The 24,044-nt window shown below is 42.9% G+C and carries 21 protein-coding genes; 5 read left to right on the forward strand and 16 right to left on the reverse strand.

Going from position 1 to position 24,044, the window contains the following annotated elements; translation table 11 throughout:
* Positions 1–66 precede the first annotated feature (66 nt).
* From C9I99_RS21495 to C9I99_RS21510, 4 genes are all read right to left on the reverse strand, one after another.
* A complete protein-coding gene (locus C9I99_RS21495) occupies positions 67–315 on the reverse strand; it encodes a hypothetical protein (protein ID WP_107350889.1) in 249 nt (82 codons plus the stop codon).
* Between the two features lie 9 nt (positions 316–324).
* Positions 325–762, reverse strand: a complete 438-nt coding sequence (locus C9I99_RS21500; protein WP_107350890.1) for a hypothetical protein — start codon at positions 760–762, stop codon at positions 325–327.
* Positions 763–776: 14 nt separating this feature from the next.
* Positions 777–1,433 (reverse strand): hypothetical protein, encoded by a 657-nt coding sequence (locus C9I99_RS21505; protein WP_107350891.1) that lies wholly within the window; start codon positions 1,431–1,433, stop codon positions 777–779.
* A gap of 83 nt (positions 1,434–1,516) precedes the next feature.
* Positions 1,517–1,972, reverse strand: coding sequence for a hypothetical protein (locus C9I99_RS21510; RefSeq protein WP_107350892.1), 456 nt, complete (start codon positions 1,970–1,972; stop codon positions 1,517–1,519).
* A 315-nt stretch (positions 1,973–2,287) separates the two neighbouring features.
* Between C9I99_RS21510 and C9I99_RS21515 the strand changes: the two genes are divergently transcribed.
* Entirely contained in the window at positions 2,288–3,811 is a 1,524-nt protein-coding gene (locus tag C9I99_RS21515) for a trypsin-like serine protease (protein WP_107350893.1), read from the forward strand.
* Between the two features lie 191 nt (positions 3,812–4,002).
* Here C9I99_RS21515 and C9I99_RS21520 read toward each other — a convergent pair whose 3' ends face one another.
* Positions 4,003–4,458 (reverse strand): hypothetical protein, encoded by a 456-nt coding sequence (locus C9I99_RS21520; protein ID WP_107350894.1) that lies wholly within the window; start codon positions 4,456–4,458, stop codon positions 4,003–4,005.
* Between the two features lie 189 nt (positions 4,459–4,647).
* Between C9I99_RS21520 and C9I99_RS21525 the strand changes: the two genes are divergently transcribed.
* Positions 4,648–5,178, forward strand: a complete 531-nt coding sequence (locus C9I99_RS21525) for a hypothetical protein (RefSeq protein ID WP_107350895.1) — start codon at positions 4,648–4,650, stop codon at positions 5,176–5,178.
* 91 nt (positions 5,179–5,269) lie between these two features.
* On the opposite strand, the gene C9I99_RS21530 is transcribed toward C9I99_RS21525, so the two are convergent.
* The 8 genes from C9I99_RS21530 to C9I99_RS21565 all read right to left on the reverse strand — a co-directional run bounded on the left by C9I99_RS21530 (position 5,270) and on the right by C9I99_RS21565 (position 11,741).
* Entirely contained in the window at positions 5,270–5,854 is a 585-nt protein-coding gene (locus C9I99_RS21530; RefSeq protein ID WP_107350896.1) for a DUF2913 family protein, read from the reverse strand.
* 12 nt (positions 5,855–5,866) lie between these two features.
* The gene (locus tag C9I99_RS21535; RefSeq protein WP_107350897.1) at positions 5,867–6,826 is read right to left on the reverse strand and encodes a hypothetical protein; all 960 of its coding nucleotides are present in this window, start codon (positions 6,824–6,826) and stop codon (positions 5,867–5,869) included.
* Complete coding sequence (locus tag C9I99_RS21540; RefSeq protein WP_107350898.1) at positions 6,823–7,050, reverse strand: hypothetical protein; 228 nt, start codon at positions 7,048–7,050, stop codon at positions 6,823–6,825. The genes C9I99_RS21535 and C9I99_RS21540 overlap by 4 nt, the downstream gene beginning before the upstream one ends.
* A gap of 85 nt (positions 7,051–7,135) precedes the next feature.
* Positions 7,136–7,708, reverse strand: coding sequence for a hypothetical protein (locus C9I99_RS21545; protein WP_133638274.1), 573 nt, complete (start codon positions 7,706–7,708; stop codon positions 7,136–7,138).
* Between the two features lie 306 nt (positions 7,709–8,014).
* Positions 8,015–8,779, reverse strand: a complete 765-nt coding sequence (locus C9I99_RS21550; RefSeq protein WP_166645497.1) for a prepilin peptidase — start codon at positions 8,777–8,779, stop codon at positions 8,015–8,017.
* A 10-nt stretch (positions 8,780–8,789) separates the two neighbouring features.
* Positions 8,790–9,101, reverse strand: a complete 312-nt coding sequence (locus C9I99_RS27045; RefSeq protein ID WP_133638273.1) for a BrxR family helix-turn-helix transcriptional regulator — start codon at positions 9,099–9,101, stop codon at positions 8,790–8,792.
* A 627-nt stretch (positions 9,102–9,728) separates the two neighbouring features.
* A complete protein-coding gene (locus tag C9I99_RS21560; RefSeq protein WP_107350902.1) occupies positions 9,729–10,070 on the reverse strand; it encodes a hypothetical protein in 342 nt (113 codons plus the stop codon).
* A gap of 222 nt (positions 10,071–10,292) precedes the next feature.
* Complete coding sequence (locus C9I99_RS21565; RefSeq protein WP_166645496.1) at positions 10,293–11,741, reverse strand: S1 family peptidase; 1,449 nt, start codon at positions 11,739–11,741, stop codon at positions 10,293–10,295.
* Positions 11,742–12,245: 504 nt separating this feature from the next.
* Here C9I99_RS21565 and C9I99_RS21570 point away from each other — a divergent pair.
* Positions 12,246–13,253 carry an EAL and HDOD domain-containing protein gene (locus tag C9I99_RS21570; protein ID WP_166645495.1) on the forward strand — a complete coding sequence of 336 codons (1,008 nt, stop codon included), beginning with the start codon at positions 12,246–12,248 and terminating at the stop codon, positions 13,251–13,253.
* Between the two features lie 16 nt (positions 13,254–13,269).
* Here the strand turns inward: C9I99_RS21570 and C9I99_RS21575 are convergent, their stop codons facing one another.
* Both C9I99_RS21575 and C9I99_RS21580 read right to left on the reverse strand, forming a co-directional pair.
* On the reverse strand, positions 13,270–14,517 hold the full coding sequence (locus tag C9I99_RS21575) for a hypothetical protein (RefSeq protein WP_107350904.1): 1,248 nt from the start codon (positions 14,515–14,517) through the stop codon (positions 13,270–13,272).
* Between the two features lie 57 nt (positions 14,518–14,574).
* The gene (locus C9I99_RS21580; protein WP_107350905.1) at positions 14,575–16,704 is read right to left on the reverse strand and encodes an adenine nucleotide alpha hydrolase family protein; all 2,130 of its coding nucleotides are present in this window, start codon (positions 16,702–16,704) and stop codon (positions 14,575–14,577) included.
* Between the two features lie 262 nt (positions 16,705–16,966).
* On the opposite strand from C9I99_RS21580, the gene C9I99_RS27605 reads away from it, so the two are divergent.
* Positions 16,967–17,092 carry a hypothetical protein gene (locus tag C9I99_RS27605; protein WP_275937934.1) on the forward strand — a complete coding sequence of 42 codons (126 nt, stop codon included), beginning with the start codon at positions 16,967–16,969 and terminating at the stop codon, positions 17,090–17,092.
* 648 nt (positions 17,093–17,740) lie between these two features.
* Here the strand turns inward: C9I99_RS27605 and C9I99_RS21585 are convergent.
* Positions 17,741–22,501 carry an N-6 DNA methylase gene (locus tag C9I99_RS21585; RefSeq protein ID WP_107350906.1) on the reverse strand — a complete coding sequence of 1,587 codons (4,761 nt, stop codon included), beginning with the start codon at positions 22,499–22,501 and terminating at the stop codon, positions 17,741–17,743.
* A 310-nt stretch (positions 22,502–22,811) separates the two neighbouring features.
* On the opposite strand from C9I99_RS21585, the gene C9I99_RS21590 reads away from it, so the two are divergent.
* A complete protein-coding gene (locus C9I99_RS21590) occupies positions 22,812–24,041 on the forward strand; it encodes a ParA family protein (RefSeq protein ID WP_107350907.1) in 1,230 nt (409 codons plus the stop codon).
* The last annotated feature ends 3 nt before the right edge of the window (positions 24,042–24,044 follow it).

The following is a 24,044-nucleotide window of genomic DNA, read 5'->3' on the forward strand; positions in this document are numbered from 1 at the left end:
ATCACTCGCAGCCATGTAAACCTTTGGCTCTTAAGGTTGATTGTTTCAGAACCTGCCATGTTTTGCCTACTTGCTATTGAAATTCAGGGCTACAGACTGAATAAATGTAGCCGCTTTCTTATGGTGGCTTCTATGGGCGATAAATTCAGCTTGAGCTTGGTTGCATTCCAAGTCTTCAAAGTCGAGGTAGTCCAGTTTGTAGTGCTGGCGCTCGCTATTTATCTTATCTACGGCTGCTTGAACATCTTTTATTTTTCCGCGAATAGCTATGATTTTGTGGGTTTTCATACCTGAGTTGAGTATATCAATTTTCATATATGGTCCTTATAACGGTAAGTTGACAGTTGATAGCCATTCTTGCCAAAAATTTAACCGTCCGATTTGAGATGTGAACTGCCTAGTGCGTGGGGAAAGAGCTTGCCATGCGCGACTCCTATCAACTGATTCTTGATAGAAGAAACCATAAAAATCAGGCTTAACCATCTGATTTTTATGGTGGTGAACGAGAGGATTGTTACCTTGTTTGCGCTCTTTATCCGCGTATACGTTATAGGTGGTCTTGATAACTGGTTCGTGAGCATTAAAGAAGTCGACATAATCAACCAAAACAATCTCTCGAGTCCTAACGTCAAGGCGTATTACTTCATACATCCTCGGAATGTCGGTGACCAAGGCAGCCTCACTTTCGGTTAGGTGATCGCCCATATAAATTTTGTGGAAGTACAGTTTTCCAGCAATGCGCTTACCAACAGTGTTTGTCATACAGATTGCCCCACCTATGCCTTGACTAGATCAATTGGATTGTGGCTGCAACAAACCAATCTAAAAGCGCCCTTTGTCGTTAATTCTTTGGCAAACGCAAAGTGCTCTAATGCTTCCTTCAGACTCTCACCAACCAAGTAGCCTTTTTGAAAGGTGTTTAAGCTCGTCCTTACGCCGTCAAACTCAGGTTGACCTTTGATGCCGCGGTCACTTGAGCTCCTGCTTGCCACAAACGCGATCCCGCGCTCTTTGCTGCACAGCATAGCTAGTGTTTCCCAGAGCTTTTGACGTGGCATTGGCGGCAATGTATTCGTCGCATAACCACAGTAAATGAACCGATAGTTATATTTGAGCACATCAAGATTTCTGCAGTGGGTATAGTCGAAATCTGAAACATGCCCAGCTATCTCTGCTATCGCATCAGAATCAACCTGTGCGCGCCCTTTAGCGTAATTTAACGCGCTACCGACAATAAGGTGCGGGTAGTCTCGAATCACTTGTTTAAGTGGGGCTGAGGGGGCTTTTCGGCTGATAGCCGTTTTAGCACTCGTTAAAAATTCCTGCTCGATTTCATCTTGAGTTTGATAGTGCTCTGGTAGCAGGCTTTGCTTTATGAGAGGTAGTCCATTCTCATCAGGTAATTCTCGGATAAAACTGAGTTGAGCTGTCATTTTGTCGCTCTCTATCAAGTAGCTATTATCGATGGAGTAATGCTACCTGAAAGAGATATTTTGCAAGGTGGTATGGGTTGTTTCTAAAAGGCTATGGGAAAGCAGTTTGTGCTCCAAGAGATCCCCTCTGTATAACTAAAACACCTGTTTGACTGGTGGTGGTACATTTTCCCATCAATGCTCATAATTTCAACTTTGGTTCTAGTCTCTGAACCCCTGGCATTTATATCAGCTGTCTTTTGAAACTGTAATATCGCAGAGCCATCAATCAGGAAAACTTCATCCGTTGCCGGTTCGTATGTGTTTTGAGTGGTTGCCTGACTACAATTTAGTTGTCTGGCGGTTATGGTTAAGTCTTTGCGTATGCTCTCAAAACAGATATCTGTCCCTTTGATTCTGTTTGTTGCGATAGGATTGCCATTGTTGGTTATGGCAAGAGTGATTGGTGATACTGGTAGTTTTGCAAAGTTAGGTATGTCATCACTAGAGGTACATCCTCCTATAGAGATGATTGCAATGCCGATCGTTATTTTTTTCACACTTATCCCTGATGCAGTTGAGCGGTAAAATTAGGTTTAGTATTAACTGCAGCTTAATACTATTTTTTCTTTAGTGGCACATCTCTTCTGACGGCAATAGAACTCTCATACGACAAGGAGTGATTTTCACCTAATTTAAAATGTCAGTATCGATGGTTATCAACTACTGTTTAATGATTTTAATCAGAGGGTTATCTATCAAATATAGATCGGTTATAGTAGTGGTTCCTTAGTTATCACTGAGGAAGCTTCGGCCCAGCACTTCAAGGTTTTATACCCCCCCTTTCAACATCAATTTCAAATGGATTTTATATTATGCTAGCGACAATGCTTTTGTCTCTGGCCGCTGCTGCTGTGCCCAGTCAGACTAATGACGACACAACTTCTAGTGCCAGAGATTTTCAGGTAAATATTCAGGTGGGTAGCCATCAACCTTGCTCGGGAACAATTCTCAACGGCCAATGGATCTTAACTTCTAGCCGGTGTACTCCTGCCCCGGACGATATCAATATAGATAATTATCAAATTCAGGTATATCAGGGCTTTGCTGGTTTTGATGACGATGATTTAGTGTATCAGGGCGCAGTTAGGTCTTTCGACTTCATTACTAAACCAATTGACGAACAAAGCCTTTCTGATGGAAATGATCTGCACTACACACTGAGGAAAGCGACGGTAGATAACAAAGTTGTGCCTTTTCTTGAAGACAATCCATTAATGGGCAATGTTGATCACCTGCAGCAAAAAATTAGCTATGGCGATCAGTTCTTGCAGGATGAAGTGGTGTTAATACGGCTCTTCGGTAATGTGCCTCATGGCCATTCATTCGTCATCCCCAAAGCCGCTTTACTAGAAGAAGAATACAGCCCCGGCACTTGGGAAGAAATTTCTAGCTCTCTTCTGCTAAATCCTGCTCAATCGTATTCAATGATAAGTAAGGGCAGTGAATCAAATGATGCAGTAGAAGTGGTAGTTGGGCGTGGCGAGCTTAATGTCGATTGCTCTGCCCAGGTAAGGAAGGGCTTTGAGCTATGGTATAGCGGTGACTGTCCAAACGACGATTATGATTGGTCAGAGTTACCAGTACACTTACCCGAAATACCAGATAGCCCAGTACATTTACCCGCTGAACCGGTGGATGGTAGTGAAGCTGATTGGCCGACAGAAATCGCAGTACAATCTGATGTGGCGATTGTAAGCCACACAAAGGTTATCCCTTCCGTATCGCTTCTTAATAGTGATTTAGGTGCGAGTGTGCATAATGAAAACCAGTTGGTAGGTTTGGTTACTAACCCTGCGTTTGGTGAAGAGATGGCTATTTCAGTTTCTCATTACCTAGATTTTCTAGTTGAGCGGGTTGATCAGTTGGTCACACCAACGTCAGTGCAGAACATTCACTTTGAACCGGGTGATTACTTTTCAGTGGAAACTATCAACATTCAGAACCTTTCTGATAGTGATAAGACGGTAAATCCAACGGTAGTCGGCAGCGGTCACTTTGCTATTGAAAATAATGTTTGCCCTGCATCTATCGAGCCCAAAGAATATTGCTCTTTTGATGTGGTATTCAATACAGGCCAGAAATGGATGGATTTTGATGATATAGAGATGGCACTGGTAAATATCAACATACTCAATTCAATCTCACTTATTCATGCTGTAGTGGATCCAGATGGAGATATAGATATTGGCCCGTGCCCAGATGGGGACTGTAGCATTGATCCTTGTCTTGATGGCAATTGTGGGAGTGGACCGGTACCTGAGAGTAGTGGTGGTTCAACCTCCCCGCTCTTATTGTTCTGGCTTATGTCATTAATGTACTTCCGTCGAAATCGATAGATACCACAGGTCAACTGGCAAGTTTGCGCTTGCCAGTTATTGATGTCAGTGAAAAATAAAGTTTAAAACTTTTCGGCCTCAGAAGTCTTGTTCTGGTGTATCCGTAAGTAGCCAAAAGTGGCAATAAAGACCGAAACTTAGGTTCTATCAACATGGCTATCTAAGAAAAATGTAACAACAAAGTTCGAAACTCATTTTTTGGACTCCAACTTACGCCTTTCAAGCTCACGCTTCGCCGCTTCCACCGCTGCAACAGGATCAAAATTCTTTGGGCTGACGATAGTGGAAGACTCACCAAGTGTCGCCCATTGTTTGCTAAGCTCTGAGGCAATAGAGAATGATAAATAATTTAAAAATTCTGATGGTGTATAACTATTGCCGCCATTCGTATTGGCTATCATTGACTCTAGCATTTTCTTTGAACTACATGGGTCGGTATCGTATCGCTCTAGGAACTCAAAGAAGCACCACGATCGTTTTGCATCCCTCTTAATCGCCCCTCTGTCCTTAGCAAACCGCCTAGCCCCTTCGATAAGATAGTTTTGTATCTGAACGAAATCGCCTTTCAATATTGCCTCTCTTTTAACTACGAAGCGAGGTGGATTTGTAATGATATCCGTTTTTAATTTTAATAAACCTTCTGACATACCTTGTCTCCTTATAACGCTTGTTTCTATAAAGTTTCGAACTTTATTGTCGAATTTCTAACTTTGTCCACCGACAATTGAACCAACAACGGCTTTAACTTTCTAGTGTGATTATTCCCCCCAAATTGAACGCTCATTTTCAATAGTCCGGTTGATATTGATTGGTGAACAATCTAATAGAGTACCGATATGAAATTTAAAAACCTAGTCGTTGCAGCGATAGCCTCTAGCTTGAGCTTTACTGCTGCTGCACACCATGAACGCTTGGCGCACTATGCGATAGCAGACCTTCACGTAAATTCAAAGCCAGTGGTAGCGAATTCAATAGACCGTTTTTTCGTTTGTGATTTTTTCCATGTCAGCTTACGTAAATCGTCTGCGCGGAGCCCAGAAGTGATGTTTGAGCCAGATGTGCTCGCAGTATTACCATCTGGCAATGTTCAAAGCGTTTCCTTACCGGAGGTTGGTGGCCGGGTGAGCGAGCTTGAAGCCTGTTTTGATAAGAGTGTAGGCATTTCTACAAGATCTGATGCACAGGAGTTCCGCGATGCGTTAGCGAGGCTGTACCCTGCGACTAACGGCGTTATCCAAGGAGATAAAATCCTTCACCGAGAAAAAGGCGTCGAGTTGGTAATGGCCGACTCTCGCGCGAAATCTCGCTCATTTTATGTGTCAATGGTGTCTGGTCGAGCCGCAGAGGTTCACGTTAATTACAACTAGTTCGGTTTGCTACTTCCGGTGTCTAATAAGGGAAGTAGCGAGCTGTATCGTAACAATGAGTGTAGCCGTCCTTGGCTATTATGATGCTCGGTTAATGTGATGTGCGCTTGGAAAGTATGATTTCTAGCTGATCATCTATCTCACGGTAGTGACTTGCGAATGTACTGTTATTATCGAGGATGTTCTTAAGAGTTTGTAATTTTGCAGGTGTTGCCTTAACTCGCCATTTAAGTGGGCTAATTAGTTCAAGTTCTGCGTCGAAGCTTTCATAAAGGTTAGCGTGCATTATGCAAACCAAACAGCCAGATTTCAGCTTGCTTAAATCTAACGTTGAGACGGTTGAGTAGTTAACTGTTGTATTGAGTTGACGCTCAATGTCCTTCACCAAAAAATAAAACTTTTCAAGTGTGTTGTTGCCTTCTGGCTTCTCCAATACCAATAGTGCTTCTAGCCGTGATTCAATGTTTTTTCCTTTCTTTCGGCCTGTCTGAATCAGTGATTTAATAACCTTCTTTGCCAGCTTGTAGTCGGGTTTCTTCTCAAGCCCTTTAAGGTATTTCACTAGTATTTGGTTGCGCTTCTCTATAGTGATGTGGGTCTTACTATACTTCTTTTGCATTTCGAGATGGAGAAGACTATTGCTCGCTAGTTGTTCAACTTGCGTGGCGTAGCTCATTATTTCTAGATCCTATAGTTTGCAATGTTGCTCAAGCATCTGCTCGTGGCCTTTGTAGTACGCTGGATTCAGTCGTATCAGCATCGTTGCCTGATCAGTATCTTCATATATTTTATTGTATGATAAAAATAGGCACTGTTTTTCAACGGTGGAGGCCAATGTCTTAAGCTGCTCTACTGTTTCCCCTACCACCATAATATCTACTGGTTCAACTTGGTCACCGTTATGGTCAAAATGCCATGCCTCATGTGTACGGTTAACGTAGACGTGATTGGTAGTGAGTTCAGATTCGCCAATATACGCCATGTTGAAACCTTGGTCTGTAATCGTTCGGTAAAGTTTTAGCAAGCTCGCTTTAGCAGATTGCAACTCAAATGCTTCAATACACACTTGTGGACTATCAATTGGGTAGTGCTTGGTCGCAATCGTTATATTGTGGCGGCCGCTATTGCTCTGGATTCGGCATGTAAAGTGTTCATTATTCTGCAGTACACCGACCAATGGGTAGATATTGTCAGCGTAATAGACAAAATTCAGTGGAGCTACCAGCTGATCATTATCATCGAATGCCGCAGTCATTTCATTCATTCGTGAGTGCATTATCAAAGGACGGCGACTTTCCATGCTTTTATCGAAATCTGCTGGTTCTTGAGCAAATGTAGGGGCACCAATTTTATCCAAGTCCCGAACTAACCACCAATATTGATCAACATCAGAGATAGTTGCACCTGACTCAATAGCGAGTGCTTGGTTCAGTGTCGTTAGCACTGATTCAACTTCACGAACAGGGCTTCGTTTCTGCTTTTTGATAGCCTGAAGCACTTTTTTGATATCGCTTTTGATATGTCGGCAACGCTGGGAAGTAGCATATTTTTTCAAGATTGAGCTAACGTCTGATTTCTTATGGTTTGTTGGTGAGTATGCTTCGTAGAGGCTAACGAACAAAACGTCGTGCAAGTCTAAAAGTTTCAAGTGATGATCTCCGTTAGGCTCAAAATCTCATGGAAAATATTGGCGCTAGATTCGATGGTTTGAGCTATTTCAATCAGCTCTTTTTCGTGCTCGGGAGTATAGAAGAACGAACGCAGATAACCAGTTTGTTCAAGTAGAGAAGCGAGGCAAGTACCATCGATCAAAGCTGCATTGTCGCGCAAACTTTCGATGTCAGTGTCAGATAAAATTAGCTGGATTTTCATGTCTTAACTTTGTAATTGGCGCTCAACAATAATCGGCCGAGCTAACCAATTTGATATGATTTGATTGGGGTGTAAATGAAGCGCGTTATGCGGTTGCTGGTGGCATCATGCGGAGCATTTCAAGTGCGCTGCTTGTGTTAATGCCGTGGCGTTGGGCAATTACTTTAATGGTAAGCGTCATTACCGCGAAGATCGCTGTAGGCGGCATTTTCACGAAAGAACGATTTTTGCCTTCATTGATACCAAGAAATAGTGTGCCATCTTCGTTCCAATTAGCTTTTAATGATTTGCTTCGATCCTCGCCATGAAACTTAAAGTCGACACCGGGCAGTCTTCCCATGAGTAAGTGAGCAAATTGAACGGTTTCTGTATCAGGGGTCAACTGAAACTTGATCGAACGTGCCCAGTCACCGACTCGATTCTGTCCCTGCTTGAATGGTGCAATTTCGACATATACAGTAAGCAACCCTTTTTTTCCTGAGGAAACACGCTGCTTAAACTGAATAGCGCTACCCAAATACAATTGAATTTGTGTTTTGCTGTAGTCCTCTACAGGCTGAACCGGCGTCATAGGTGCGCTTTGTGGTGCAGGTTGTTGAACCGGTGCGTGTGGCGGCTTGCTAGGGTACTGTTGGTTCATGTTTGAATTTGAATGCATGTTCATATCTCTTCTGGAAGTTTCCTCGGAACCTCTATATTAGCGGTTCGTAAAAACTGTCAAGCGCACTCTAATCATTTTCCACCGTGAATGCTTGCAGTTATGAGGCTCATTACACTTCAAAGGTTAGTAACGAACAGAGTGTTATGAATATTAATCTTGCCCCGTCGGTGGGCTTGAATCGAGTAAACCACAAGTGTTAGCGGTTGGGATAGAATCAGAAACTAAAAGTAGATCTTAGTGCGATGAAGGACGCTTTAGCCAAGTGAGAATGTTTTGTCCTTGGCCAAGCGTGTGTTGTTGTTATTAAAGGCTCGCAAATAGCAACTCTTGCATTGAGAGTTCAGTAAGAAGAGAGACGACAGCTCCAAGACATAGATATGGTCCGAATGGAATTTCAGTTGTCAGTTTAACGCTTCTCTTACACAGGTTTATAAGTGATAAGCTGGCGGCCGCTATGGTTGCGAACAACATGATGTCAATTACCGCAGTTGCGCCTAACCAAGCACCCATGGCTGCAAGTAATTTAAAATCACCATATCCTAGCCCTTCCTTCTTCATTACAAACCTGAATATCCAATAAGCCCCCCAAAGCAGCCCGTAACCAAGTATTGCTCCACCCACAGCATCGTGCAGAGAAATAGCAGAACCGTTTACCCAGGCAAGCGCGATTCCAAACCATAGCAACGGCATGGTCAGTTGGTCTGGTAGAAACATGGTTTTTGCATCGATGGTTGCTAACAATAGTAATGTAGCGACAAACACCCATAAGCACGCAGTGCTGGCATTGAGCCCGAACGAATGTACAAGTAGAGTAGTGAGCACTGTCAATGCAGATTCAGTGACAGGGTAACTCTGTAGCTTCGCGATGCTCTGAATCCGCACCTTCACCAATTTGAAGCTTGAAGGCACCGACTCAGGCGTTGGAAGCTTTAATTCAGGGTTTAGCTCTTGATAGTCTCCGAGATAGTCAGCTTCTAGTTTTGCCGGGATCCGGATTGATGCGGCATGAATAAGTGTTCCGATACCAAAGGCCGAGATACCCAGCGTCGTGTACAAAGCAACAGTCATTGTCATTCCCTTAAAGTTTTCGCATTTCCTTTGGATCAACTTTGCCAAAGACCAGATCAATAGCATCGAGATAGGCCAGCGGCCTTTCTTCTTTCAGAAAAAGAGGTTCGAAGGTTACTCCCCGCCGATAAGCATGTAGTGAAGTGTCAAATCGCAAGTTCGAAGGTTTCACGCCCTGGTACTGCTTCAACACCTTGGAAGCTTTTGGCCTCAAACAGTTGAACTGGAGACAAATTTCTTTTGAGCCGATCATGCCGTTTGCAGCTACGTATGCATCGATAAAACGTAGCATGGCAAGTTCGATAGTTTCGGTGCTGGTCATGGAGACAATCAATTGGTTGGTTTACCCATATGTCGATCTGGCGGCTCAAAATAAGCAATGATTTTACGCTTGTTTCAACCCCCCATAACCACGAGCGATTTAAACTAAATCGTCTGATTATTATTGTGAATGAACCAGATGGCCAACCAACGAACTTAGTCCAGTTGCATTGCTAAGTACCTAGCCTCCTGTATTTGAGCTCAAAGTCCAGCTCTCCCAGCCCCGTAGAACCTAGCCACTGCGGGGCTCTTTTTTCCCACAGGAGTAGCCAAAGTGTATATATATACCCCAGCTAGGTAACACCACAAACCGTCACCTAGACGCACCTCCTTACCAAGCCATAGCCCCGCTTTCCCTCCCCTTCTGGCCCCCGATGTTAAAATGAAAAATGAATAAAAAATAAATAAAAATAAAATTTACTGGAACCACAGCGCACACCACCGGTTAGGTGATCGACGGAGGTGCGTAGAGGCTTAGGCAACATGGGGTATATATATACACTTTTGGCTTAAGTACAGTGATGAGAGGTTGCTGACATGGTTGCTAACGTGCGATTTGGACTGGTTGCAGGGTTCTGGGGAGGGCTAAGAAGCAAGGACGACCTTACTATGATGGTCGCCCTAACTCTTATTGCGATTCAAGCTTTTTTATGCGAGTTTCGTGGCCGTTGTACTGACCTTTGAGGGTGTTGATGTTGCTATTGGTGCTAGATATATTTTGGCTATTATTATCAATTCCAACTGTATTACTTGCCGCTTGAGTTGCGTTAGTCTCATTAACTGCTGCGCTGTCATCGATTGATTTTTTTAATGATTGGCTGATTATGCTGGAGCTCCCTCCTGTCGGTAAGGTTGAACTGCCAGGATTAATGTTATCGTACTGGTTGCCACTCTGCCGAATGCTATCAACACCAGCTAAGGCGAATGTCGAACACATACCAAGCACAGCAATGGTAAATATCTTTTTCACTTAATCTGTTCCAAATGGTTATTTGATAAGGGCGGGATGCTTGTGAGGGAATAGAGCAGATTAAGTCAGTGCCCAGTTATGGTCTGCCTGCACTTCCTAACATCATAGCGACCAACTGATCTCACTACAACCACAAAGCATAACTCTATATAGATAAAGCATTTATAAAAAAGCCTCGCTATCCGAATGATTAGCGAGGCTTTTTGTTAAGTTTGGAGTGGTCTATTTTCTACGACGGCACCAAAGGACCGACATTAGGCCAAATAGCCACATGATAGACATCGAACCGCCGCTCTTGCCTGATCCGTTGCTAGGTGGTGTGCCATTATCATCATCTCCTTTAACTTCAATCAGTACCGGGATTTCCGATTCAGAATTTAAAGATAGAGAAGAGCTATGTGCATCACCGCGCTCCAAAATTTCATTGTTCGGGTTAGAACCGATTGTAAGTTCACACGATTCATAACCTGATAGTAATGACGGACAATTATTTTCTTCAATCCAGAAGAACTCATTGTCATCTAGGTACGGAGCAATCAACTGCTCATCGCTTGATAGGTTTTGAACTCTAACATTAAATATCGGAGCATGAACGCCTTCTTCCTCTTCAATGGCTGAGAGCTTAGATGGTGTACTTAAGCCGTTAATTTGCTCTTTAAACCACTGAGCATACCAAAGAGTTGATGCGAACATCGTCCGGTACTCACCGTCGTCGTCAGGTACGCTGTCGCCACGAGATACCACACCGTATAATTCACCATTAGGGCCGAACAAGCCTGTACCACTGTCGCCTGGTCCTGTGCCTGTATAGCCTTCGATGCCGCGTGTCGTAGTGAACGCATCACCGACAATGGTGTAAGTTGCAAATGTACTGCGAAAGTCGTGGCTTGGATCCGTGATATCAAAATCACAGTCATAATCTTTCATTTCATTTCCAAAAAAAGCCGTATAACGACATTGAACACTCAACTCGGCTTCTTTGACAACTAGATCAACTTTTTGCAGTGTGTCAGGTGTGGAGCCATCTTCACGATCTAACCCCCATCCCATGAATACAAACTCTTCACCGATGTTTAGGTTCAAACTCGCTTCGAACTCTTCCCAGCTTTGAGGCATGAAGTTGTCTGACAGAATCTGAGGCATAGGTAGAGTAACAGTATCGTTATGAGCGATTGATTCAGATAGTTCAATCAGCACCATATCGTCATACAGTTCACCCTCCCCAAAATTCCAAAAGGTTTCAGTGTAGTCGGTTAACTCATCGACCTTCAATAGCTCTCGTAAGATAGGAGCTACAACGTATTTTGAAACGTCCTCGCGGTACGCATGTTGGTCAGCTATATTCCACTCGCGATAACTAACAGCTGGTCCTTCATATACAAGGTCTTCGCTATCGTAGGCTGCTAAACCTTGATAAACACGAACGGTTGCATTTAAGTCGCCGTTTGTTTGGTACCAAATTGGCGTACAGTGTTTTGCTGTAAGAATCCATTTTCCGTTAATAAGTGCGCCACCACAGGTAGCGACACCATCAACAGTGAACCCGACCAGGTAATCTTTGTAATCTTCCTGAGTCGCATCGCTGCCGCCGGTGACGAATGGGGTTATCTCTGCTGCATTTGCAAAGGCCATGCTCGTTGCAAGAGCTGTCAAGGTTAGTAATTTTTTCATGTTCATATCCTTTTTAATTAACAGCTCAAGTTGGTCGAGCTATAAGTAGTCTGTTTAGTGGTTCTTCGAACTCCATCTGGAGCAATCAACTAAGAAGATGTTGATTGAGCTAAGTGCTAGCAGCACAAATAATTCCCTGCTGCATCAGCAGAATCAGGATATAACAACGCCACACTTTGCAAGCGAGGCTAAGAAATTCGTATTGAGGGGTATAAACCTTGAAAGGAAGGGCGTAAGCCGTTGATAAAAAAGTGTTAATATCAACTTTGCTACTATATATCACTTACGATATACAGACAAGCGTGCAAAACCGTGCTTTTGGGATGGAGATCAATATTTATTTTGTGTCAAAAGTTAGCGACGAATATTATATCAAATAAATATACAAGTTTGCAGAATTTAGCGGCACAATCGACGAAAATCCCTCAACAACTAACTATTTAAGATATATTATAGAGGCTGAAATCAGAACCCATACAAATCTATATATATCTGGAGAACTTTTTGCATAGCTACATAGCTAAACAGCCAATATATGCCAGTGACGGTACTCTCATAGGAAATGAATTGTTGTACCGTAACAATTCAAGCAGCAACTTCTACCCTAGTAACGTGCCTCACGAGGTAGCTACCTGCTCCGTCATTACTCATAAGCTTCAAGAACTACAGCAAACTGAATTAGATTGCGACTTTCCTACTACTGCGTTTATCAACTTTGATTACCAATCATTGGTCAACCTCACTCCATTGCTTTTCCCGAAGGAGAGCATTGTTATCGAGGTTCTTGAGAACATCCAAGTTGATACAAAGCTTTGTCATGCCCTACGGATAATAAAGGAAAAAGGTTACTCCATCGCATTAGATGATGTCCAACTAAATAGTTGCACAATACGGCTGCTTGATTACATAAGTATTATCAAAGTCGATATTACTCAAATTTCAATTCCAGATGCTAAAGAAATGATCTGCCATCTTTCTAGCCGATCTAATATCAAATTTATTGCCGAGCGAATTGAAACCATCGTGCAGTACGAGGAAGCAGTTAAGGCTGGCTTTGATTACTTCCAAGGCTATTTCTTTGGCCGACCGGAGATACATACTATTGATGTAGTTCAGCCGTCCAGTTTGATTGAATTGACAGGTCCTATGAGTGATTATGATACACGACAGTTCATCACTGTTATGGCATCGGAAGATCCGGGGTCTTGTTCAACATTAATGAATATCCCCTCAGCATCAAACGATTGCCTTTCTATTGCTGATGTGGTTTCTGGTCTAACTCGAGCTCAACTTAAAGCCTTCATGTTTGTTTCTGCCAATACTAGTTGTAACACTAAAAGGGTTTGCCGAAAGACCTATAAGGAGAAGCAGAAGGGCGGTACTGAGGACTTGCTGGGTGTGCTGATCGCCATATCAGCGGTTCTTGGAGATGTAGACTATGATCATATCAACTCGATTGTGAGCGAGCTCGTAACGTTAAACTGCGGGAAGGTTGAAAACGTCACTCATTAATGAGTGACGCATGATTTTAGTTGAGTCTGTTGTATGTTTCAGACCAGCGTTTTGTTAATTGCTTCACTTGAGATAGTTGTTGATCAAAGCCGATAAAGTTACTTACCCGCTCTAGGCTGTTGCAGATCGGTATGCCGTTTCTCAGCTCGACCTCCAACTCTCCTAGCAAATAACACTCTCCATCATTGACTGCTTTAATTTCCCTATTTGTTTCTTCCCAGGCATCAACCACAAACTGTCTTTTTCTCTTATGGAAGGGCACTAGACTTTCTAGCTCATTAAGCTTGCTACGGTAATATATCAGAGCATTTTCAAACTCGACCTCTCGTTGCAAAGCTTGAACTTTCCCATATCGGAAATGTGTAAGCAGTGGATTAGCAGATCCTGTGTTGCTAAATTTTGGTTCTTCTACGTAACAAATTGGTTTGTTTTTAGGTACCTTGCTCTTTAATGACTTTAGGTATGCCTTAGCGTCATCCATATTAGTGAACGAAGCGTGGCCTATAGCGTCATCAAAAACAGGATCTACTTCTACCTCATAAATGACGGCTGGTTCCTTCAAATGAAGTCGGCCGTTACGTATGGAGATAGCGCCCCACTCAAAATCATCGATATTCATAGAGGCTAGATAATCATCCTCTAACTGCCACCGATGTTTTCTGTCACGAGAGTTGTGCTCACCGATGCGATACATATGCGTCGCGAGATCAGAATCAACAATCGAATAACTGCCGTCTTTTAGTTCTAATAGAGGAACGGCGAGCTCCCCTATCCTTCCGCTATCAATCATTAGCTGCCGGGTATTGAAATACGTCTGGTCGTAAAAACTGAAATGCTTCTCATCATTTCGATATAAGTGCTCAAGCAAAGATATTTTCTTACCTTTCTTCAATAACTTATAAGCTTCGATTATGAATTCATCCGGCCTTGGTTCTTCATATCTCGTTTCTACGAAAGATTGTATCTCTACGTAATGTTTGGCAGCACTAAGCATCCATGCAAAACGAAAGGGATAGTCGTCTATGACGTCTTCATGATACGCAGTATTGTCGTGGCTAATCAGTACGTCAGGATCGGCCTCAACAGGACGTTGTAAATATTCATCACAATAATCCGCCCACATGTCATGTTCACAAAAGACCAATGTTGCCTTTTGGCCGCATTGCGAAACCGCCATGTCGTAATGACATAATTCCGAATATTCAAGGTTCGCACCTGTGCTTTCGATCAGCTTAGAAACGTTAACGTTCAGAAGTGATTCCATAGTATTCTCCATATAATTTTGGCCCTTTCGGGTAAAGCCCCCAGTCGGGGGCTGTGATTAAAATAAATAAAGTTGTCCGTCAGTACCGATCTTACCGCTATGCAGCAAGTTGGTAATGTGAACGTCTTCTGGTATTGGTGAGATCAGTTCATGTTTAAGAAGCTCTAACTCAGCTTGTGTTGCACCTGCTCGTTTCGCTTTGCGAATGAGCTTGGCATTAGCTTTCTTTTTCTCCTGGTCTTCAAAGCTTTTTCGAAAAACAAATTTATACTTGTCTCTTGTCCAAAGCTCATCGCCCATGCGTGCCAGCAGCTCTTCATAAGAATTATTACGGTTATAACCGCGCACCGTATAATATTGCTGGCGCAAGCTCATCAAGTGATAAACAGTTGCCTTTCCCTTTGCGATTGAGATAGCGCCGCTTCTCAACAATGACATAGCACTGGACACAGAGGTGTAGCCATCTTGCTTCGATAGATAATATTCAATATCTTGAAATATCCAGTAGAGAGCTTCCTCATCAACAGTAAGTGACTCCTCTTCCGCAAGCTGCATAATCGCATGTAAGTCTTGTTGACCGGTCACGCGATTTTTAACAAGCTTTGCTTGAGTCATGCCCTCAGGTTCAAAAGCTACAGCTTCATGAGCCACATCTCGCAAGCCGAGGTTCGCACCACCGTCTGTCCAATCGCCACCAATAAAGAGGTACGACTCTTGAGGTTGCTTTGTCGGTTCGACATAAATACTGTCCTCCGGCTCATCAAGTAGTTCGAACTCGCCTTTGTTATAGACGCGATGCCAAAGCTCAAGCGCACTCCATGGCCGATCACAGAATGAGTGAAAGCTGTATAGAAACTCGATCATGATTAGGTCTTTCTTCGTAACCATTTTAAATTGTGGTTTCGACATACGGACGTTATCTTCATTGATTTCTATCTTTCCAGCTAACAGCTCCATGTGAACTGAAAGTGCTCTCATTTCTTCCAATGCATCAGCAGTCAGTAACGCATGAAGAAGTCGTTTACACTTCTTGAATGAATAGAGGTCGGGTACGACCTTGACAAAACCGTTGCGGTCAATTGTCCGGCCAATAGCTGTTCGCTCTTCCCAGACGTGGTGGCGGTTGATTATGTAGTTTCTGATACGATTAAGTAGTCGCACGAACTCATAATTACCTGTCTCCAAAAGCTTCTCCATCGACTTGTCCTCTTTCGCGCCAACAACGCAAAAAGTGCACCCGTGCCTGGCCCCGCACCCCTTCGACTGAGCATCTTCCTTATCAGACGTTGCGAACATCACACACTCACCCATACTGTTGGCGTAAATGGTAATACATCGGTCAAAGTTGTTGATAAAGCTTGGAAAAACCTTCTTTTCATCAGTGCCTAAAAAATTAAGAAACTCGAACACCATTGCGGTAGACCAATGCTTGATCGCATATAGGACATAACCACTACCGCTTTTACCCATTGTCAAAGGTGAATGTTCACCACCATTGGCTCTGATTGAGTTTTTACGGATAGTGCCCTCGTCATCCCGTGAACCAATCATCAAGCAAACTTCAGTTTGCTTAATTCCATAGGCTTTTAGAACCTTCCTAACCTCTCTTTCCATCGGCTTGATTTTTAGGTCTTGGCTACATTGACGGGCGCTTGAGTTAGCGACCGTCGGTAGTCCGCGTCCAGAAACAACTCGCCCTAAGAAGGATTGAGTGAAGTTAGGTTGAGCTAGTACCATTACGATTGGAAGTTCATATTTATCAACAAAATCGATAAGTGAGTTCCAACAGTAAATGCTCCACTTACCAATAATCGGATTGTCTATTCTGGTATCAGCGTGTGTGACAAGAGTTGGTTTTTCAGGCTTGTAGCCTTCAGACTTTAGCTCGATATGAGCCAATATGAGAAGTGCTAGGTAACAATTACTGTCTTTTCCAAAGCTCACGCCAAGGGCCGGAACAATACCGTCTTTTATTATTTCTTTGATTTTATCAACCGCATCCTCAATTTGCTGATACCACAGCAAATCGTTGTCAGCTACATCTGAAAAAATCATGTGATTGCGGGCTTTATGTCTCCAATCAAGCCAGGAGGCAGGAAACAATGTAGTGCAATCTAGTTGGTAGGTGTCGTTAGTGCAAGCGTCAAAAATGCTCGACTGCGACTCAGAAATATTCTGATTTAGCATCGATTAGTCCTTATATGTTTTAGCTCTTTCGAGATCCCCAACCTTCTAATGAAGTAACTAACTTTTGGGGTGTTAGTTTTAAAAGTGCCAGAAGCACTAGTAAGTTACCATCGTAGCCATTAATTATCTTTAGTTCAAGCAATGGTTAGCTTTACTCAGCGTCAGCGACCTTGAACTATTATTGTTAGTTACTAACTTGGCGTTCGGTTTTGTTTTAATATGGATATGCTGACAGAGTGAAACTGTCGGATTCAGCCTGAATATGGATATGCTGACGAGTGAAACTGTCGGGTTCAGCCTGAATATGGATATGCTGACGAGTGAAACTGTCGGGTTCAGCCTGAATATGGCTATGCTGCCAGAAGGGAAACTGTCGGATTCAGCCTGAATATGGCTATGCTGCCAGAAGGGAAACTGTCGGATTCAGCGTGAATATGGATATGCTGACAGAGTGAAACTGTCGGGTTCAGCCTGAATATGGCTATGCTGACAGAGTGAAAATGTCGGGTTCAGCCTGAATATGGATATGCTGACGAGTGAAACTGTCGGGTTCAGCCTGAATATGGCTATGCTGCCAGAAGGGAAACTGTCGGATTCAGCCTGAATATGGATATGCTGACAGAGTGAAAATGTCGGGTTCAGCCTGAATATGGATATGCTGACAGAGTGAAATTGTCGGGTTCAGCCTGAATATGGCTATGCTGACAGAGTGAAACTGTCGGATTCAGCCTGAATATGGCTATGCTGACAGAGTGAAATTGTCGGGTTCAGCCTGAATATGGCTATGCTGCCAGAAGGGAAACTGTCGGGTTCAGCCTGAATATGGATATGCTGACAGAATGAAAATGTCGGGTTCAGCCTGAATATGGATATGCTGACGAGTGAAACTGTCGGGTTCAGCCTGAATATGGCTATGCTGACAGAGTGAAATTGTCGGGTTCAGCCTGAATATGGATATGCTGACAGAGTGAAACTGTCGGATTCAGCCTGAATATGAGCCCATACCTTTTTAATGTAAGGGTATGGGCTGGAAAGACTAGGCCGCTTGTTCTAGCTGTTCTTGTTGTTGTTGCTGTTCAACTAGCAATAGTTCGACTTGTTGTAACCTCTGTTTAGTTTGACTTAATTCAGCATCATGTTTGAACGGTTTATTTAGCTGAATATTCGTGTCGTTAACCAGTTCTGCCAAACGCGTCATAGCTGCATAAGCAGAGTCATATGTAGAGGATATTTTAGCTAAGGTCTTAGCTGCTGCGTTCAGTATGCTGTTACCGCGGCCCCACGGATTAGTCATGAAAACCTCATAAGAGGCATTACCAGCTATTCTGTATGAAGGAAGGCCACCAGAAAAATTACCTTCGATACGAAGATCGTCATTACTAGCAAGTAAGTGGTATTTGTCAGCGCTTCTTAATTGGTAGTTACTTAGAACGTGTGACACGCGAGCTTCCAAACCTTTGCCATGAATAGGGGTTCCACAAGTTAAGACGAAAGATTCTAAGTTGGTTAAAACACCCTTGTCGGCCTTATACAATTTCAATTCATTAGCAAGTTTGAAAAATCGACGGTTATACTGGTTCAAATCGTTCTGTAAAGCAAAAGTGGTTCTGCGGTGCGCTGCCTTAAGTAAGCTCAGTTTCTTGTAATTATGTTGCAGCTTAACACGCTCAAGCATTAATGGATCATCGGCCAATATTGCCGATAGTGAACCAAAATCAATGGTTTCATCTTCTGGCTCGTAGACTCGCACATCAGAATTAATTACACCATTTTGGAATTGACGAACGAAGTTTTGTTTCCTTTCAAGCAGTGCCATGAACCAAGAGTCTAGCGTTTTTGTTGTGCTAAAATTCATTACCTCGACTTCGTTAATGTAGCCAGCCTCATAAGCCTTATTGCCTTGGCGCAAAATTCGCCCGTTGCGTTGTGTCCAATCCGAGCTCCTAAGGGGCATATCTAAATGTAACGCGCTAACTAAACGCTCATTTAAATTCCACCCCGCCCCCAAACTAAAACTAGAACCAATCAGAACATTAACTTTGCCAGCGTTAAAGTCGCGCTTTAGTTTTGCTTTGGCTGCAGGTGTTTTGAAATCTTGTACTACAGCAACATTGATACCGTCTTTCTTGAGTTCGGTTTCTAGTTCGTCATAAATTGAATATGCGCTCGATAACGTGGCAAAAGCCTCACTTTTTGATAAGCCATTAGTTTGTTGAATTGCAAAGCTATCGCCCGCCTCAGCTTTTCGGAATAATTCATTAATCTCTTTAATTGACGCTGCGCGGTGGCGGTTGCTAACTCCACGATCACAGAATACTAAAACGTTACCTTTGAAGTGTTTGGATTGGTGGTGAAGTCGCTTAATTTCCTTTATTGCAGCGCTGACAACATTGTTGTGGTTAACTGCATATGGATTAACAAAGCGAGCGTCGAGAGAAGCAACACGTGCGGTATTCATAATTTTGAGCATGTTGTTTTTCTTAGTAATGGTTTTTGCATCTTCGACTAATTGATTGAAAATTGTATCTTGGTCAGATGATATATCCAAAACAATAGATTTCACTTTGCCGTCTTTAAGTTGTGGGATGGCAGGGCGACCGTCGGCCAGTGGCGGTAATAGCTTTGTTAATTGGTCTTCCGTCACAACTTCCGCGAACTGTCGATAAATACGTTGCAGTTCAGGCATATTTACGAACCGAGAAATCGTAGTGTAGGCTTTAAAGTTTCGTCCAGTTGGGCTTAATTCAAGCTTAGTCTGAGGCGTTGCGAATGTTTTGATAAAAGAATCTGTGTTGTGCAGATGCTTTAATGATGGACACAAAAACCTGATCCAAGTAACGGCTTCTATACAGCTGTTGCTAATGGTAGTTCCGGTCCCGAATATTACTTTACCGCCTTTCGATTGAACGGCACGAGTCTTAACAAAAAGGTCGAATGCAGCTTTCGATCCAGTCGGACTGTTTAATCCTCTAACTCCTGTCATTGCTGTGTTGTAAAACAGTGACTTCCATTCTTGGCACTCATCAACCATTAGCTGGGAAATTCTAAGGTCTGAGAATGTGATGCCTGGGAGCATTGGTGTGTTTACTAGCTCGTTTAGTTGGTTGCTAACTTTGTCTTTCATCTTCAATAACCGACGGGTGTTTATTTCTTTGTCGTCAGCATCACTAATGCATTGCTCTAACTCTTGCAGTTGTTCCTCCATTAACTCGACTTGAATATCTCTTGGCGCTTCAATGGATTTAAACGTTGAAGCAGCAACAATAAGAAGATCGAAGTCGCTAGCAAGAGCCGTCATTAATCGCTCTTGCCGTTGCCTGGCATCAAGGGAGTTGTCTAAGCAAATTAAATTTGCGTGGGGGTATGTTGCTAGAAACGAGTCATGAAACTGAGAAACTAGCGAGTTGGGCATTACAATCAACGACCTAGCGCTTTTATTTACCTGCTTAGCGATTAGCGAAAGTGAAGCAAAAACCCAGCTCTTGCCACTGCCAACCGCACAATCTGCGAGCATGTTATCAGTCAATAAACCACGAGCAACAAGTGTTTTTTGAAACGATCTAGGGGTTAGTGCCGAACCCACAAATTGTAGGTGTTCACCAAGTGAAGAGTAGTCAGGCACAACATATGTATTGAATTGTTGGTTGTATAGTTCCTCAAGATGCGTGCGCCGTTGAACGTCAGCAAAAATAAAGTCCTCAAATTCCGAGGCGATCAATTCAAGCTTTTGGTTTGCAAGCGCAGTTTCTTGTTCGTTTACCACTTGCTTATCATTTACGGTATCAGTTACGACTACTTTTGATGTGTTTAAAGCGGAGGCAAATAGAGACTCAAAATCACGACGCTCAGTGCCATATTCCACGGCAGATTTGGTATGGAAGCCCCAGCCATCAATTTGAACAATCCAACCACCAGCAGTATACAAAACCTTTGGTTTTGCTTTGTTGCCCATAAGACTCAATACAAATTCTTCATAATATTTGGACGGAACCCATGATGCGCCAATAGAGACAGAAATCTTATCTGCGGTTAGTGGCGTTGGCATTACTCGGTTTAAAGCTGCAAGGTTTCTTATATACTCATTAGTGGAAGGGCACTGGTTGATTTTTTCTAGGATATTGCCTGATAGATATTGAGCGGCCACCTCGAACTCACCAGTTTGCGGGTTTTTAAAGGCAAGCTCATTATCAAGTAGCAAATTTTGTGTTTCATCGACGGTCTTGTTGAGCAGCTTACTAATGCGGTTAAGGTTAACAGATGCGTACTCACTAATTGAAATAGACAAAGCGTGAATTGGATTAGACGCGCTCTGTGGTGCCTCGTACGGTCTAAATACACGTTTGCTCATAATAGGCGCGAGGTTATAGCTTTCTTCTATACCTTCCGATTTATCAGCTTTCTGGTAATCGCTTTCGATTGCCTTAGTTCGATTGTAAAACGAACATTCGCCTAAAACACTCTTGTTATGGCTGCGTTGTAATGGTCCGAACTTATCAATAAATGTTGTGTGGTGATAATTTAGTGTTTGTCGTAAAGCCTCAATATGAGTCTCAGAAATATTGTCTTGCTCAGCTTTTACTAATGCCTTAAGCGTGTCTTTGATTGCTAAATATGCGATCAGTCGCTTTTCTTTTGCAATAGATAAATTTAGCTCTTGGTGGTTCTTGAGAACATCACCATCTAAATTTATTGAGTCAGAAATACGGCGGTAAAGAGCCCCCTCAAGATAGCCGATCTCAAAAAGGGAAAGATTTGATTGAGGTAGCTCAACTAGTGAGTCTTGACTAACCGCTACGTTGTCAATGGTAGGTATCTCTAAATGAATTTCGTCACACTGTGAGAGCAGGGCAGGGACAATTGAGTTAATTGCATCGTCAGCGTCACCGTCCACTTGGCAAGTATGCGTTGGGATATTTGGACTGTTTATGTCGCCCAAGACACATTCTGGGTTTTCAATGTAATGTTGATTGAGATTGATTTTACCTGTTGGGTTAATGGTAGTTTCTGAATCAATCCATTTCGGTGATTCTTCCCCAGTGCCTTTCTGCAGTACGATAATATCAACAGGTAAACTAACCCCTTCACTACAAAACACTGCGTTAGGTAAGCGTACAGCAGCTAGTAATTTAGCCTTTTGTGAAAGTAACTTTCTAGTAATGCTAGTCTGAGAGTCCATTAGCCATGTGCTCACAACCATGACTGACACACCGCTATCATGCAATTCATCAATGGCACGTAGGGCGAAATAGTTGTGAACACTCAACTTTCGGCCATAGCGCAAATCATGAGCTCTCATGTCGCCATACGGGGGATTGGTTACGCAGAGGGAAAACGGTTCATCAAATTGAACATTCTCAAAGCGCTGATTGATATAAATACGTTCCGACTGGTGTTTAAGGCGAGCGATAAGGCCAGTGGTTCTATCGAGTTCAATGCCTGTAAAATTACCTTTTAAATGTGCTGGTGCATAATCAATAAAGCGGCCGCTGCCTAGCGCTGGCTCTAAGACCTTGCATGGCTGGCTAACACCGACCAATTCCAAATATGTGTAAATCGCTTTGATTACTTTCTCTGGTGTGAAGAAGCTAGTCAGCGTTGAGTTATGCGCGCTATTGAAATCATCCGCACTAAGAAAAGAATCACGTAGTTGTTTGTTTTTGCTATCACACTCAAATGCTTTAGCCAAAGAGCCAAAACCATTAAAGGCATTGAGCTTATCTATTTCTGATTGGTTAAGCGTGGTAGGGCAGGTCGCTTGTTGGTTTGCAATTTCAATAGCCTGAATTGTATTTAACATGTTGTGTCCTTAAATGCTTGTAGTTCGTTAGAAGCTGATTACATATTAAGGCACTGAGAGAAACGTCAAGGCCCCAAACTGACGTGACAGCGTAACAGTTTTAATTTCTAGTTCAATTTGGGTAGTTAGCAGAAAGGTCGTATCTCTTGTTAGTGACGATTGGTATCACGTTTTATTGAGGGTTAGTAACGAGCGATAAAAGCCAGATTAATTAAAATATGCAAGTTTTGGTAGTTTATTCCAACAAGACTTGCATATCTGTCTTTTGCGGTTTAGTCTATGTGCATATTCAGTTGACGGAGCCAACACAATGCAGTTAGCAAAATACAAATTCCTTAGCGAGACAGCCCAAAAAATCCTTAAAGAGCGCACAGAAACAAGCTATTACATGCGTGATGACCTCAAGGTTCGTACCTACAGTCAAAACGATGTTCAAAAGTTGCTTAAATTCACTGACAAGCCGTATTCGCGACAAAAAGTGTCCGACGCGATGGAGGAAATGACTGCTGCAGGCTACGAATTCTCACGTGCTAAAAACAACAACTTCCAGTTGACCCGTGATGATGTCATTGCTATCGGTGAATATGTTGGCGTGACAAAGTATGGTGATAAGACCGATGGAGAGGCATTTGTGATTACGATGCTCAACCTGAAAGGTGGTGTTGGTAAATCATTGGCAACTAACATGTTATCGCATGCACTCAGTTATCTTTGTAACTACGTTATGATGCAACCGCGAGTGCTGATCATTGACTTGGATCCACAAGGTACATCTAGTCAGCAGAACGTTCCTGATTACGATGTATCGGATACAGAATTTACCTCTATCAACGCCATGTCTGTTGAACTGACAGAAGAAGAGATCTTGGATAGTGCAGTTGTAAGCACAGAACATCCAAACTTGAGTATCATCAAATGTACAACTGATGATGGCTTTACTGCTGACCAGCTACATGATGAAGATGTATGTGATGGTGCGTATGTTGGTTCTCTTCTTAAAACTCGCCTCATCGACAAAGTTAAAGATAAGTTTGATATTATCCTTCTTGATGTTGGTCCACACCTAGACAATGTTCTAAAAAATGCGCTTTGGGCATCTGATTTGCTGATTGCACCAGTGCCACCAACTTTCGTGAACTTTGACTCATCGTTGCGTATGATGCACCGTCTTTACGATGTTATGGAAGACCTTGTTGAAAACGGCCTGGCTGATGAAGACCTACCTGAAATTACTGCGTTCTTAACCAAGATGCCGATTGACAGTAAAGAGTCTACTTACGACAAGGACATCAATGAAGCCGCTAGTAAAGAACTTAACCTGCTGTTTAGTGGAGACGGTCTATCTTTGCTATCAAAAGAGATGTATCACGAAGATGCTTACGAGCGTTGTCTAGAGTTAGGCCACACCATTTTTGCGATACAGAAGAGCGACTATCCGGGTGATGGTAAAGCATTCAATCGTGCTTTGGGCTCTGCCACTAAATGGGCGACTAACATTATGGATCAAATTGAGATTCGTCACACGCAACGCACTGCATAATGG

The sequence above is a fragment of the Photobacterium lutimaris genome, from assembly GCF_003025555.1.
In the GTDB taxonomy this organism is placed as follows: Bacteria; Pseudomonadota; Gammaproteobacteria; order Enterobacterales; family Vibrionaceae; genus Photobacterium; species Photobacterium lutimaris.